This is a genomic window from Acinetobacter sp. FB (assembly GCF_056033405.1).
The window spans coordinates 924,625-939,050 of sequence record NZ_CM148502.1 but is presented as its reverse complement, the minus strand read 5'-3'; the positions used below and the strand labels follow the sequence as shown (position 1 = coordinate 939,050).

At 39.2% G+C, this 14,426-nt stretch carries 12 protein-coding genes; 7 read left to right on the top strand and 5 right to left on the bottom strand.

All coding sequences use genetic code 11. From position 1 onward, the window contains the following. The first annotated feature begins 59 nt into the window (after nt 1-59). Complete coding sequence (locus AC0JIQ_RS04360; protein WP_474202748.1) at nt 60-866, top strand: rhomboid family intramembrane serine protease; 807 nt, start codon at nt 60-62, stop codon at nt 864-866. Here the strand turns inward: AC0JIQ_RS04360 and AC0JIQ_RS04355 are convergent. Together AC0JIQ_RS04355 and AC0JIQ_RS04350 are read right to left on the bottom strand one after the other, a co-directional pair. After that, complete coding sequence (locus AC0JIQ_RS04355) at nt 863-3,340, bottom strand: ABC transporter permease (RefSeq protein ID WP_474202747.1); 2,478 nt, start codon at nt 3,338-3,340, stop codon at nt 863-865. The two genes, AC0JIQ_RS04360 and AC0JIQ_RS04355, sit on opposite strands and share 4 nt — an antisense overlap. After that, complete coding sequence (locus tag AC0JIQ_RS04350; RefSeq protein WP_474202746.1) at nt 3,337-4,041, bottom strand: ABC transporter ATP-binding protein; 705 nt, start codon at nt 4,039-4,041, stop codon at nt 3,337-3,339. Before AC0JIQ_RS04350 ends, AC0JIQ_RS04355 begins: the two co-directional genes overlap by 4 nt. Nucleotides 4,042-4,077: 36 nt before the next feature. On the opposite strand from AC0JIQ_RS04350, the gene AC0JIQ_RS04345 reads away from it, so the two are divergent. Further along, nucleotides 4,078-4,707 (top strand): arylesterase, encoded by a 630-nt coding sequence (locus AC0JIQ_RS04345; protein ID WP_474202745.1) that lies wholly within the window; start codon nt 4,078-4,080, stop codon nt 4,705-4,707. 28 nt (nt 4,708-4,735) lie between these two features. Here the strand turns inward: AC0JIQ_RS04345 and AC0JIQ_RS04340 are convergent, their stop codons facing one another. Next, nucleotides 4,736-5,350, bottom strand: a complete 615-nt coding sequence (locus AC0JIQ_RS04340; protein WP_004663322.1) for a carbonic anhydrase — start codon at nt 5,348-5,350, stop codon at nt 4,736-4,738. A gap of 236 nt (nt 5,351-5,586) precedes the next feature. On the opposite strand from AC0JIQ_RS04340, the gene AC0JIQ_RS04335 reads away from it, so the two are divergent. Together AC0JIQ_RS04335 and AC0JIQ_RS04330 are read left to right on the top strand one after the other, a co-directional pair. Continuing rightward, nucleotides 5,587-6,600, top strand: a complete 1,014-nt coding sequence (locus AC0JIQ_RS04335) for an alpha/beta fold hydrolase (RefSeq protein WP_474202744.1) — start codon at nt 5,587-5,589, stop codon at nt 6,598-6,600. 23 nt (nt 6,601-6,623) lie between these two features. Continuing rightward, complete coding sequence (locus AC0JIQ_RS04330) at nt 6,624-7,634, top strand: hypothetical protein (protein WP_474202743.1); 1,011 nt, start codon at nt 6,624-6,626, stop codon at nt 7,632-7,634. A 25-nt stretch (nt 7,635-7,659) separates the two neighbouring features. On the opposite strand, the gene AC0JIQ_RS04325 is transcribed toward AC0JIQ_RS04330, so the two are convergent. After that, the gene (locus AC0JIQ_RS04325) at nt 7,660-9,927 is read right to left on the bottom strand and encodes a TonB-dependent siderophore receptor (RefSeq protein WP_474202742.1); all 2,268 of its coding nucleotides are present in this window, start codon (nt 9,925-9,927) and stop codon (nt 7,660-7,662) included. A 227-nt stretch (nt 9,928-10,154) separates the two neighbouring features. After that, on the bottom strand, nt 10,155-10,793 hold the full coding sequence (gene nfuA / locus AC0JIQ_RS04320; RefSeq protein ID WP_004663326.1) for a Fe-S biogenesis protein NfuA: 639 nt from the start codon (nt 10,791-10,793) through the stop codon (nt 10,155-10,157). Nucleotides 10,794-10,947: 154 nt separating this feature from the next. Here nfuA and AC0JIQ_RS04315 point away from each other — a divergent pair, with 154 nt between their 5' ends. From AC0JIQ_RS04315 to AC0JIQ_RS04305, 3 genes are all read left to right on the top strand, one after another. Then, a complete protein-coding gene (locus tag AC0JIQ_RS04315) occupies nt 10,948-11,565 on the top strand; it encodes a rhomboid family intramembrane serine protease (protein WP_474202741.1) in 618 nt (205 codons plus the stop codon). A 132-nt stretch (nt 11,566-11,697) separates the two neighbouring features. Continuing rightward, nucleotides 11,698-13,377: an arylsulfatase gene (locus AC0JIQ_RS04310; protein ID WP_474202740.1), complete on the top strand. Its 1,680-nt coding sequence runs from the start codon at nt 11,698-11,700 to the stop codon at nt 13,375-13,377. Continuing rightward, nucleotides 13,374-14,375, top strand: a complete 1,002-nt coding sequence (locus tag AC0JIQ_RS04305) for an SUMF1/EgtB/PvdO family nonheme iron enzyme (RefSeq protein WP_474202739.1) — start codon at nt 13,374-13,376, stop codon at nt 14,373-14,375. Before AC0JIQ_RS04310 ends, AC0JIQ_RS04305 begins: the two co-directional genes overlap by 4 nt. Nucleotides 14,376-14,426 lie beyond the last annotated feature (51 nt).

Genomic DNA, 14,426 nt, shown 5'->3' with positions numbered 1-14,426 from the left:
TCCTTGGGCAACAAATTCATGCTAAGCTATTTTTATATCGTAATAACTTGCATAAACATATGACTGAAACCACTCCACCACAAATTACTCAAAAGTTGCAAATACAGATATGGTGGTTTACAGCATTATTAATTGCCATCAATGTTGGTTTATTTGGCTGGCAAATTCTTTCAGGTGTGAATATTACCGACCCTTCCCCTATGGATGCAATTACTTGGGGGGCAGATTTTACACCACTCACCTTCTCTGGACAGCCCGAACGTCTGTTTAGCAGTATGTTTTTCCATTTCGGTCTGATCCATTTAATGCTGAATATGTGGGCACTGTATATTTTCGGGAGTGTTGCTGAACCACTTTTTGGTCGTCGTTATTATATTGCGCTGTATTTTCTCGCGGGTTTAATGGGTAGCGTTCTTTCCAGTTATCTCAGTATTCAAGACGGTTATGAGTTATTACAACATTTCGATCCCCAATTACTGCCACATATCAGTGCTGGTGCATCTGGTGCAGTGATGGGTTTAGGTGCTGCGCTCACAACTGTTTCTTTATTTCCACCTTTACCCCAACAACGTTTTTGGTTAGATAAAAAGTCATTATTATTGATTATGGCTATTAACCTTGCCTTTGGCTTTACTGTTCCAGGTATTAATAATGCAGCACATATCGGTGGAATGATCATGGGTGCTTTACTTGCAGGCTCTTGGTATTTCAGTCATAAAACTCAGCATCGAGTTATCTTACAAATCATTGCACTGGTTTTAGGTAGTTTATTAACGCTCGGATTTTATGTTTACTGTAATGAGTTAAGCACAGGACTTAATTCTCTATGGAATGAAATCCTGCGCCAAAACCAGTTAAGCTTTTAAGATTGATTGATCTCTCTCAGACTTTGTAACGGTGGAATATCACATAAATAACTGAGTCGATATCGACCAATCAACATACATACTAGCATCATACTGAACGGTAAAATTAACCAAATTTCAGGATGAAATTGGATTGCCATTTGCATCTTGTAACTGGCAATCGCACTAATCACTTCAGCAAAAAGACATGCTACAATTCCTGCCACCAAGCCAATAAAACCAATTTCTAAACTGAGCATCTGTTTTAATTTATTTTTTGCGACACCAAAAGATCGTAATAACGCCACTTCTTTACGGCGCTCATCCATTAAAACATTTAGACAAGCAATAAGAACCAAAACTCCAGACAATCCAACCAATATTGCCAGTACTGTCACCACCTGAACCAATATATTCATTAAGCGTTTCACTTCATCTAATACACGCCCCACATCAATAAATACGGTATTGGTAAATTGTGCAATCAAGCGTACCATTTTCGGCTGATCCGCAGTAGGGACATAAAAACTGCCTAAATAGCTTCCTGCATTTTCATCCATGGTTTTAGGCGAAAAAATAAAGAAAAAATTAGGGCTAAAACTCTCCCACTCAACTGAACGTAGGTTAATCACTTTGGCATTCAATGATCCTTCGGGTAAGCTAAAGCTCAACTGATCCCCGACTTTTATCCCTAACTCAGTAGCCAATTTTTCTTCTACCGACACTTGTCCAACTTGGGTGAACTTTGGATTCCCTTGAGTAATCAGATTATCTTTTGGATAAAGTTCCGCTTGCGTCAAATTCAACTCACGCCGTAAAGAATTATTCTGTTGAATCAGTTCAGTGCTAAACGCCTGCCCATTTTTAGCAATTAAGCGACCCCGAATATTGGGATATAGGGGTGTTGATTGCCAATTATTTTGTTCAAGCTGCTGTTTAAACTGTGGCATATCAAAAGGAGGTAAGCCATAGACGAATTGATTCGGTGTACCTTCAGGCAATTGCTGCTGCCAACGCTCTAATAAATCCGTTCTTAAAACACTTAGAACAGTTATTAAGCTGAGACCTAAAGCAAGTGCTGTGATTTGCAAGGCTGTCTGATGTGGGATTCGAACATAAGCAGATAAGGGATGTTTCAACTGCTTAATTGCTCTCAGTAATGACCAAATCACAGCAAATAGAGTCACACAAAGCACTAAGATGGCAGATAAGACCAATAGGCTTAGCTTTAGATTATCACTCAAAACTAAACTAAATATGACCAAACTCGCAATACCGACACTAAACATCATGATATAGGATTTACGTGAACGCTCTTGCTGACGAATGACACGAATTGGTGGCGTATTCAATAACTCCCAAATGCTTGGCAAAATGAAACCAATTAACACCATAACACTGGTAAAAATTGCAATGGGTAAAGCCATGAATAGATCAACAATCGCAAAGCTGAGTTGTAATTGTGGAATCAGTTGCAGCATCAACTGCAACAAACCATAGCCTAGAATGATTCCAATAAAACTTCCAATCAAAACTGATAAGACACTGACAAGTGCAAGCAATATCATATAAGCGACTAATATCTGTCGTTTACTCGCACCGAGACAACGCATCAAGGCAATATGATCCTGATTTTGTTGCACATAACGTTGACTGGTTAAAGCAATTGCAATCCCACACAGTAGAATGGTTAAGAGGTTGGCAAGCTGTAGAAAGGTATCCAGATTTTCAATAGGTTTCATCAAACGGGTATTGGACTGACTCGCATCACGTAGTTTCAGGGTGCTTTGTTCACTATTCTCTGCTTGTTGATTATGAGGATCAGCTTCAAGCTTGGTTGCTTGTTTAAAGATGCTCTTAAATGTTTCAACTTGTTTTGGCTCACCTGCCATTAATAATCGATAATCTATCCGACTCCCAACCTGAATGGCATTCGTTTTCGCAATATCTGCTTGATGAATAATCACGGTTGGTGAAAAACCTGAAAAGCCCAACTCCTGATTAGAATCATGCTCAATAATGCCTGTTACTTTAAATTTGCCATCAGCAATTGCAACCTGATCTCCCACTTTTACTTTTAACAGATCAATTGCTCTTGGACTTAACCAAACTTCACCTTGTTGAATAGATTTCGCTCTCGGTTGGATCTCTAGTTTACCGCGCAGCGGAAAATGCTCATCGACAGCTTTGACATTGACCATCACAAATTGATCTTGGGTATGTGCCATTGATCCAAACAAAGTGACAGCTGCCTGTTTTAGATGAAGTTGTTGAGCCTTTTGTACCCACTTTGATTGGATAGGGTCATTATCAGACAAAACTAAATCTGCACCCAGCATTTCAGCAGCTTGCAATGAAACGGCATTTTGAACTTGAGTATTACTAAATTTTAATGCGGTGGTGGCACTTATGGCTAAAGACAGGGCAATAATCAGTAAATATAACCCTCCTGTGCGGAAGCTTTGAAAAAGTAGTGGTTTGAGGACTGAACTCATATATCCTCCTGCACTTTTATAATTTCTTGGATTTGGCCGTCAAGCAATTTGACATGCCGTTGACACAAGGCTGCCAAATTTTGATCATGCGTTACAAGGATTAAAGTTGTTCCGAGTTCTTTGTTTAAATCAAATAACAGTTGCTCAATTTCTGCTGCGGTTTGTCCATCCAGATTACCTGTCGGTTCATCTGCAAAAATAATTTTAGGCTCAGCAATTAATGCTCGCGCAATTGCAACGCGTTGTTGCTCACCACCCGATAAAACTTTAGGCGTTTGTTGTGCCTGACGAACTAATCCAACACGTTCCAACCATTGTAATGCCTTATTTTCAGCTTGCCTAAAATTGAAATCAGGCTGAAGACGTAAGGGTAACATCACATTTTCGAGTGCACTGAGTTGTGGTAAAAGCTGAAAAGATTGAAAAACGAAACCAATATTTTCTAAACGAACCTGAGCACGCTGCTCTTCAGTTAAAGTATGCACCGCTTGTCCACAGACCCACAATTCGCCCATACTTGGTCGATCAAGTGTTGCTAAAATACCCAATAGAGTGGATTTTCCAGAACCTGAACGACCTGTAATCGCAATCTGTTCCCCCTGATAAATATCTAAATCGATATTTTTTAAGATGGTTAATGTTTGCTGATTAATGTGGATATTTTGTGTAACTTTTTGGGCAGAAATAATCGGCTGTGGCATGATGTCACGTATCCTTTAGGACAAATTTGAAGTGCAATGCAAATATCTAAAGTTTTATTTTCGCTATCCAAAAAATTTGGAATCATCACGATTTGCTCATTACCCACTTTCGCGTCAGCAAAGACTATTTTAATTTTGGGTGACAGTCTCAGTGCAGGTTATGGCATAGATGCCAAACAAGGCTGGGTAAACCTATTACAACAACGTTTAGATCAACAGTATCCGAAACAGCATAAAGTGGTCAATGCAAGCGTCAGTGGTGAAACTACAAGTGGTGCTTTGGCAAGACTGCCTAAATTATTGCAAACTTATCAGCCTGAAATTGTTGTAATTGAGTTAGGTGGAAATGATGGCTTACGAGGTCAACCCCCTCAAATGATTAAAAAAAATTTAGCACAATTAGTACAACTCAGCCAAAAGCAGAAAGCCTCTGTTTTACTATTTGGCATGAAAATACCACCCAATTATGGGACGGCGTATAGCAGCGCTTTTGAAAAAAATTATAAAGTTGTAAGCCAGCAATATAAAGTCAAGTTATTGCCTTTCTTTTTAGACGGGGTCGCTGGACATAAAAATTTAATTCAAAACGATCAAATTCACCCAAATGCTAAAGCCCAACCTATTCTACTAAATTTAGCTTATCCATACATAAAAGGTGCCCTATAGGCACCCTTTATGATTCAGATTCTAATTATTAGAAATCAAAAAATATGACTTCACCTGTCTCAAGCGAGTATTCTGCGCCAACAACAATCATTTTGCCTTTTTCAATCAAGCCCTCTAATACAGCTGAGCCATGACGTAGCTGATTCACTGAAGCAAATACATTTGAACGTACTGCATGCGCAGACAATTTTTTCAAATCATCCTTTAACTCAGTTTGCATTAAGATTTCAACAGATGGGCGTACACGATTTACGATTGACATCAAGTTTGAAGATGGCGCTTGATCAGGATGTTTGAGTGTATCAATCGTTGCTTGAATCGCACCGCAATGACTATGTCCTAATACAACTACCACAGCACAATCATAACGTTCAGCAGCAAATTCAACGCTACCAACCTGAGAGGGTGCAACAATATTTCCAGCAACTCGGATAACAAACAAGTCACCTAACCCCTGATCAAATACCATTTCCGCAGGCACTCGAGAATCAGAACATCCTAAGACGATAGCAAAAGGATTTTGTTCACTTGCCATTTCAGCACGCTCTTGGTGAGTGAGCAATTTTTGCTGGGTCGTTTCCCCTTTAACAAAACGAGCATTACCAGATTTTAAACGTTCTAAGGCTTCTTGAGCGGTGAGCATGCGTACATCCATCTATGATTGACATGAAAAACTAGTTTAATGTGGGGATGCTAGATTGTCACTGACAAAAATAAAAACTCTCAGACAATTGAGTGTCCTGATATCAAGAAAAATAATGGAAAATTAATCATTTCATTGGCAAGAATTTCCATACATCTGTAGATTATGCAAATGACTCCACTCCAAACATCTACAATAATCAATTGGTTTAAAAATAAATCAAGGATAGAACAATCATGACCAAAACACTGTTTTCAACACCATTCCGAAAAACGATCACTGCCACTTTGCTCTCATTCAGCTTAGCAACAATTTCTGTAAGTTCTACTCAAGCTGCTGAAATAGAAATGAGTTTCCAAAATGTATTACAACAAGAACGTGCTTGGGCTGGCTTACAGACCAAGACTTTAAAAGTAGGAGATATTAGCTGGTCATATAGTGAAGGTGGTCAAGCAGGAAAACCTATTGTTATTTTAATTCATGGTTTAGCAGGTAGTCGTGATAACTGGAATCGTGTCGCACATGCATTAACGGCAAATTACCATGTTATTATCCCTGACTTACCAGCGAGTGGCGAAACACAAGTTCCTAAAGACTTTGATTATTCAGTTCCGAATGTGACTGAAAAATTACGTCGTTTTATCGAAGCCGCAAATTTGACAGGTCCAGCACATATTGCAGGTCACTCACTTGGTGGATCAATCGCAATGCTATACGCAGGTCAATATCCATTTGAAACGAAAAGCCTGTTCTTGGTCGATGCTGCTGGTGTCTACAAAGCGGCAACAACGCCTTATCTAAAAGATCCGAACCATGTGAAAAACATGATCGTCAGCAAAAAAGGCGACTTTAATTTCTTGATGCAACAGGCGATGTATGCTCCGCCATTTATTCCAAAAGAAATTGCTCAAGCACAGGAAAAAATGATGATTGGTCAAGTTGAGCAAACCCAAAAAATGGTAGATCAAGTGATCGCACTCAATAAACTGTTTACTCCTGATTCTTTTGCTCTGCTTGCAAAATCAATTGATGCACCCACCCTGATTTTATGGGGCAAGCAAGATAAAATTATTAATGTCGAAGTGGCACCTGAGTTAAAATCATTATTGAAAAATGCGCAAGCACCTGTGATTTTAGATAATGTGGGACATATGCCAATCTTGGAAGCAGATCAATTGGTGGTTCAACAATATCTACCTTTCTTGAGCAAAATCCAGACACAAAAGCCTGCAACTGCACCATCTCCATAAGTTTAGTAAGAATTTGAGGTTTTATGTCTAAACATCCAATGATAGAACAGCTAATTGATGCACAACTTGATTTTTTAGATCAAGAGTTTTCACATTCAGAAACCATTCAATATGAGTTTAAGCAATTCTATCATTGGTTACGGTTGCAACAGCTACAACATATTTGGTCATTTGAACAAATTTTTAAACTGATCGAAAAGCAAATTCTAGCAACGCCCGCAAGTCCATTTCTAATTGAGCAAATTGCCGAGCATATTCGTTTTGCATTGATTCATCCGCTGAACGATAGCACCACAATTGAAGAGGTTATTCCTGTATTGACCATCGACTCAATTGCACAATACGTCGCAGGAAAAGCTGGACATCGGCAACGTTTAATTCAAACTATCGTCAATAATCCGGCTTTTTCAGCCTTGATTACGCAGCTTATACAACACTCAATCCAAGATTACTTAGATAATTCGGTCATGTCTAAACGCGTTCCTGGCGTAGGACATTTCATGAAAATGGGCAAATCCGTTTTAGAAACAGTCACAGATTCCAACCTGAATGAAACTATTGGTCATTATTTGCAAAAGAATATTTTAAAAATTAGCCAAATGAGCGAAAAAGTTTTGAATCAACATTTTAATGATGACAAGCTCTATCACTTCCAAGCAAATCTTTGGCATAAAATCAAACTGATGCCAGTTTCAGTATTACGAAACTACTTTGAAGTTCAAGACCTACCTAAAACCGTGGGATTAGGTCATGAAATCTGGGATCATATTCGTCAAACGCCTTACTTAAAACAGCAGGTTCATGATGGGGTCTATGCGTGGTACGCAAGAAACCAAGAGAGAACTTTCGATTTGTTACTGCGTGATCTAAATATTGATGAAGATTTAATTCAGAATGAATTGAATAATTTACTCTTCCCCGTGCTACAGCAAGTGATTCAAACTGGGTATTTAAGACAACGAGCACGCGCACATCTAGAAAAATTTTATTACTCAGAACAAGTCCATGAAATACTAAAAAAGCAAGGCACTTAAAGTGCCTTGCCTTATCGTCGTTTGCTTAGAATGAATATTTTAAACTTGCATAATAAGCACGACCCGGTTCGTTATATGTTTGACTGATTGAGTTACTATCTCTTAAAATTTGTTTATCAAATAAATTACTTACACCAAGACGAGTGCTGAATTGACTGTTAAATTTATAGCCCATATTTAAACCGACTAAGCTATAACTTTTTACATCGCTTGGCTTAATCGCACTACTTGTACCACCTGAACCCACACCTGCTTCAATCCTATTTTCTGCGAATTGACGTGATTTTTGACGACCATATTGAGTGTAAACAAAATTCACATCCAATTGATCAGTGATGTCATAATCGAAAATTGAGTTAATCGTATAATTTGGAACAAGTGACAAAGGATTTCCTGTTTTCTTATCTTTAGAGTCCATCATATAAGTGAAATTGTTGGTCCAGCGGATATTGCCATAATCTAGCCCTAAACTCCCTTCAAACCCTTGAATCAATGCCTCTGGTGTATTATCCCAACGAAGAATATTCCAAGTCGTTTGCGTAACGCCGCCATTTGCATTTGTACTTGAACCATTCACAGTCCCAACAATGTCTGTTCCAGCAACAATCTTATTTTTATAATCATTACGGAACCAAGCTAAGCTGGCATTCACAACATCTTTTTGGAATTGAATCCCAATTTCTTTGTTCATTGAGGTTTCTGGTTTTAAATCGCCATTACCTTGTAATAAACAGCGCGATGCAATATTTGCAGGACAACCATTACCATTGGTACTCAATAAATAACCTTCAGCATTTTGGTACATATTCGGGGCTTTATAAGCTTTGGCAATCCCCCCTTTCAAAGTAAAATGATCATTTAGTTTTTGTGTTATGTTTAAACTTGGGCTCCAGTTTGAGCCTGATTTACTGTGATCATCAAAACGTAAACCGACCACAACATCGGTCATATCTGTAACTTTCAAGTTATCTTCAATATATGCCGATGCAATTCGTGATTCCATTTTACTACGATCACCTTTTGCAAGCTGATCGCCATAGCCAGCACCACTTTGATCCTTGCCTTGTGTTGTAGAGGTCTGATCAGTGAATTTATCTTCCACCCATTCGACACCTAAGGTCAATGCTTGGGGCAGATAATACTCAAGTGGAATATTTAGCTCACCATTCAATCTTAAAGTGTCTAGTTTAGATGTAACACGATCATTTAAATTATTAATTTTTCCTTCAACACTTCCTGCTAAACCCTCTGGAAGTCTTTTATTACGTGTTTTATCGTACTGCGCAACCAATTTGCTTTTGCCCCAATCCCAATCTCCCTCATGAGTTAGCGCCAAGCTATCTCGATACATGGTATTGGTTTCTTTCCCAATAAGCTGAGAAAGAATTGGGTCGGTTTCTGCATTTGAATTTAATTGAGAGTCTCCAGAATAAATATTACCTTGGCGACCAGAAGAAATATCAAGCAATACTGTTTGTTCATCAGTTGCTTGCCAAGCTAAACGCCCAGCAATATCTTTATTTTTAACCCCTTCTCGACCAGCAGCCTGACTGCCAATTGATTTATTAATATCTACTGCATCTGAATCAGTTTTATTGTAATTACCATATAAACGATAAGATAAAATGTCTTTAATGATTGGACCACTTAGATTGAAACTTGCTCGAGTAGAATCGCCTTCTTTGGAATCTTCAGGTTGATTGCTATATAACTCAACGGAACCATGTGTATCATTCGTTACTTTCTTAGTAATAATATTGACTACACCACCCGCCGCTCCAGAACCATAACGAGCTGCTGCTGGACCTCGTAAAACCTCAATAGACTCGATTGCTTCTACTGGCACCCAATTTGAATCTCCCCGTGTATCACGCTCTCCTTTCCAACCATAGCGTACAGAGTTACGTGAAGAAACAGGCTTTCCATCAATCAAAATGAGTGTATTCTCAGGGCCCATACCACGAATATCAATTTGACGATTATTTCCACGCTGACCTGTTGCACTATTCCCTGTTAAGTTAACGCCTGGCATACGACGAACGTATTCAGAAATATCATTACGTACTGGAATTTTTTCTAAATCTTCGGCAGTGATCTTAGAAACTCCGAGAGATTGTTTAATTTGTTCCTCTGCTGTTAGAACAATTGTCTCCAGTTTAACAACATCGTTTTCATTTGATTTTTCAACCAATCCACTTTGATTAACTGTAGTTTCTGCTGCATATGCAAACGTCATCATGCCACTCAGAATTGAAGTCGCGAGTAATGTATGGCGTGCTATTTTATTAGACATATTCCCACCTAATTAAGATAAATCATAAGATTTGCTAAAAAACTAGGCTAGATTCTAACAAAGAAACAATAAAACTCAATATAAATGATAATAATTATTATTTATATTTTCACTATTTAATTCAAATTACACATTCATGAACATAATGATCAAATAAAATTTGACTAAATAAACAATAAAAAAAGCCCTATTCAGGGCTTTTATAATGCAATAAATTTCAAGTTTTATTACTTGAAGTACGCACCTTCTGACTGAGAGTGATCAGTTTGGTCAACCACACGCTTTAATTCTGGAACATGCTGTTGTAATGTCGTTTCAACCCCTTGTTTAAGGGTGACATCAATTGCTGAGCAACCTTGGCAACCACCACCAAATTTTAACACAGCTGTAAGCCCATGCTCAGGATCATCTTTCACTTCAACTAAACTACAATTACCGCCATGACCTTCTAAACCTGGATTGATCTCCGATTGTAAAATATAGGTAATTCGTTCTTCAATTGATGCATCTGGGCCAACACGTGGCACTTTTGAATTTGGGGCACGGAAAGTTAATTGACCACCAAAACGGTCTTTGTTGTAGTCAATGACAGCATCTAATAAATATGGAATGGATGGTGCATCAACATAAGCAGGAAAATCAGGATATTCCTGTTTGTAGTCTGTTGGTACTACTTCATCAGGTGCGCTATATGCCATACAACATTCTGCACGCGGTGTACCTGGATGCTCTACAAAAACACGAACGCCAATCCCTGGAGTATTTTGCTTTGATAATAAATCACTTAAATACTCTTGCGCAGATGGAGTAATCAAAAGGTTTGGGATTTCTTCTGCAATGGCAGTGTTGGTGTTCTCAGTCGACATAACAATATTCCTCAAGCTGATGTCGTTATCTTAACCGAAGATGGAGTGTAATAAAAAAAAATCAACCATTTTTGTAGGAATTCTATGCAAGATCATTGTTTATTAAGTTTTTAATGGCATTATTGCTGAGACACTGATCAATTTTAAAACATTTATGTTACATCTACCCTTTAGTCATACTGTGACACTGATCATCATTACAGTTGCGATTTCCTTGTTAGCCTTCTCAAATCAAACGGTGATGAATCGTTTAATTTTTTGGCCACCTGCACTTCAACGTGGACAGTATGACCGCTTTATCACACATGGTTTTGTTCATGCTGATGGTACTCATTTACTCTTTAACATGGTCACGCTGTTCTTCTTCGGTAATATTATAGAAAGCTTTTATCGTCAGTTTTTTTATGACACAGGCTTTGTCTTATTTTATTTAGGTGGATTAATTGCAGCAATTTTACCAAGCTATTTAAAACATCGACATGATATTCGTTGGGCAAGTTTAGGTGCGTCTGGTGCTGTTTCTGCAGTGTTATTTGCTTATATTCTGTTTCAACCATGGAAGCTCATTTTCGTTTTCTTTATTCCCGTTCCGGCCATTATTTTTGCCATTTTATATGTCGCTTATAGTATTTGGTCTGGCAAAAGAGGCAACACAAATATCAACCATAGCGCTCACTTATGGGGAGCAGCGTATGGTGTTGTCATGACAATTTTATTAGAACCTAAAGTGCTGCCGCACTTTTTAAATCAACTCACTCAAATACCATTTTAATTTTTATCATACATGCCCCTTTTTTGGGGCTTTTCTTTTTTTAAGATTAATAATCAAATTTTAATTATTTTTATCATAAAAATCATCATTCTAAACTCGCCATAATTCTTCTATAAAATTAAGTCGATTCTAATGTCTCGTAATAGTCTCCTTAGCACACTTTCTATTGCATTATTTATCTTGTCAATTTCAGCTTGCAGCAATGATTCTGATAATTCAAATACTGTGGTTGAAACCAAGAAGCAACCCAACATTTTATTCATCATGGCCGATGACTTAGGCTATTCAGACTTAGGCGCTTTTGGTGGGGAAATTCATACACCAAATATTGATGAACTAACACGAGCAGGTCGTATTTTAACGGATTACCATACTGCCCCAACCTGCTCACCAACTCGTTCACAATTAATTTCGGGAACTGACCACCATTTAGCAGGTATTGGGGCAATGGCGGAACTTAATAAGCCTCACTTACAAAATGAACCGGGTTATGAGGGCTATTTAAATGAACGTTCTCTCTCTATTGCAGAAGTATTGAAAGACAATGGCTACCGAACCTATATCAGTGGTAAATGGCACTTAGGCTTGACCGATGCAACCAATGCACATGCTAAAGGATTCGATCACTCATTTACATTATTGCAAGGCTTAGACCTACATTTCAAACAAGCACCGAGTACCTATAAGCGTGAAGCCACTTATACCGAAGATGGTAAGCAAATTCCGATTTCATCCTTACCCGATGATTTCTTCTCTACCAATTACTTCACAGACAAATTGATCAGTTATATCGAGTCAGGTAAAAACTCAGGCAAGCCATTCTTTGCCTATGCTGCTTACACCGCACCGCATTGGCCTTTACAAGCACCCGCTGAATATCGTGACCGTTATCGCGGTGTTTATGATGCAGGCTATGATGTGATTCGTGATGCGCGAATTGCCCGTCAAAAACAGCTTGGCTTAATTCCAGCGAATTTTACTGCGGCTGAACCAATTGCCACACAAAATGCACCACAGAAATACGGTAAGTGGAATGAACTTTCAACCGAGCAAAAAGCGCTTGAAGCACGCAGAATGGAAATCTACGCGGGTATGGTTGAAAATTTGGATGCCAATATTGGTCGTGTGATTCAGTATCTAAAACGTAATAACTTATATGACAACACCTTAATCTTCTTCGTTTCAGATAATGGCGCGGAAGGCTTTATTCGTCGCAGTTATGGTGCCGAAGCTGGTTTTGATAACAGCGTAAATAACGTAGGTACATCAAGCTCTTATCACTATGTTGGACCACGCTGGGCGGAAGTCAGCGCTGCACCATTCCATCTATGGAAAGATACTGCGGGTGAAGGTGCAACCACCGCACCTGCAATTGTAAAACTGCCATACCAAACCAAGGCTCAAGCAACTCATCATGGTTTTGCCTCAGTATTGGATGTGTTCCCAACCGTGCTCGACTACGCAAATATTGCCGTCCCACAAGGTCAATACAAAGGCCGTCAGATCAATACGCCAAGTGGCTACTCATGGAAACCGCTACTCGACAATAAAGCCCAAGCCATTCGCCCAGTCAACTTTAGCTTTGCCGATGAATTACATGGCAGTAAATATGCCCGTCAAGGGGACTGGAAAATTGCATTACAAGGCACTCCTCAATTAGGCACAGGAACTTGGGAACTATACAACTTGAAAAATGATCGAGGTGAAACGCAAAACCTTGCTCAGGATAATCCAGCCAAGTTACAAGAGCTGGTGAATGTATATAACCAATACACCCAACAAAATGGTGTTAAGGAATATTTCCTTAAATGAAGAGGATTATCTTTTTAGTTTCACTCAGCAGCCTGTCCCTTGTGACAGGCTGTAGCAAAGTTAAGCCTGCTACCACTCACTCACATACACAAAACAGCACTGAGGCTCAACTGGGCTCATTACAGCAATGCCAACAGTATTCGGGCTTACCTGAGGCATGGCAAAACAGTAAAACCGCGGGGATGGTGTGGGTTCCTAAAGGTTCATTTCAACTGGGTTCAAATCTTGCCTATCCTGATGAATTGAATTTTGGCAAACCACAACGTCAGGTCAAAGGATTTTGGATCGATCAAACCGAAGTGACGGTTGCCCAGTTTTCCAGTTTCATCAAAGCAACAGGCTATGTCACCGATGCAGAAAAACAAAAGCAGGCAGCGGTATTTTCGCCTGATGCGAACAACCCCAAACAATGGTGGCAGTTGAAAGCAGATTACACTTGGAAAAACCCCAATGGTCCAGCAGGTAAAGCCCCTCTTCCCTCAGAGCCAGTTCGCTATGTCACTAAAAATGATGCTGAACACTATGCTGTTTGGTTAGGTCGGGATTTACCTACAGAGCAAGAATGGGAATATGCCGCCAAAGCAGGTTCGAAAAGCGATACTTCTTTACACCAAGCGCCACAAGATGCTCATCAACACCCACAAGCGAATTATTGGCAAGGTGAGTTTCCTTTCCAGAATAGCGTTGAGGACCATTTCCAAAGCGTGGCACCCGTCGGTTGTTACCCTTCCAATGCTTTTAAGTTATTCGATATGATTGGCAATGTCTGGGAATGGACCTCTTCTGCTTATCACGGCGCACATGATCAGCACATGGGCAATTATGCGGAACTGCGTCAAAAAAATAGCACCGCAACGCAATATGTACTTAAAGGTGGTTCTTTTTTATGTGCCTCCAACTTTTGCGCCCGTTATCGGAACAGTAGTCGTTATCCACAAGAGTTTGATTTGGCAGCAACCCATGTGGGATTTAGAACTATTTTACGTTCAGCCGAATGATACAAATCTCTATTAAAAACATGCGTCATTAAGCTAGTCGAAAAGTTTGGA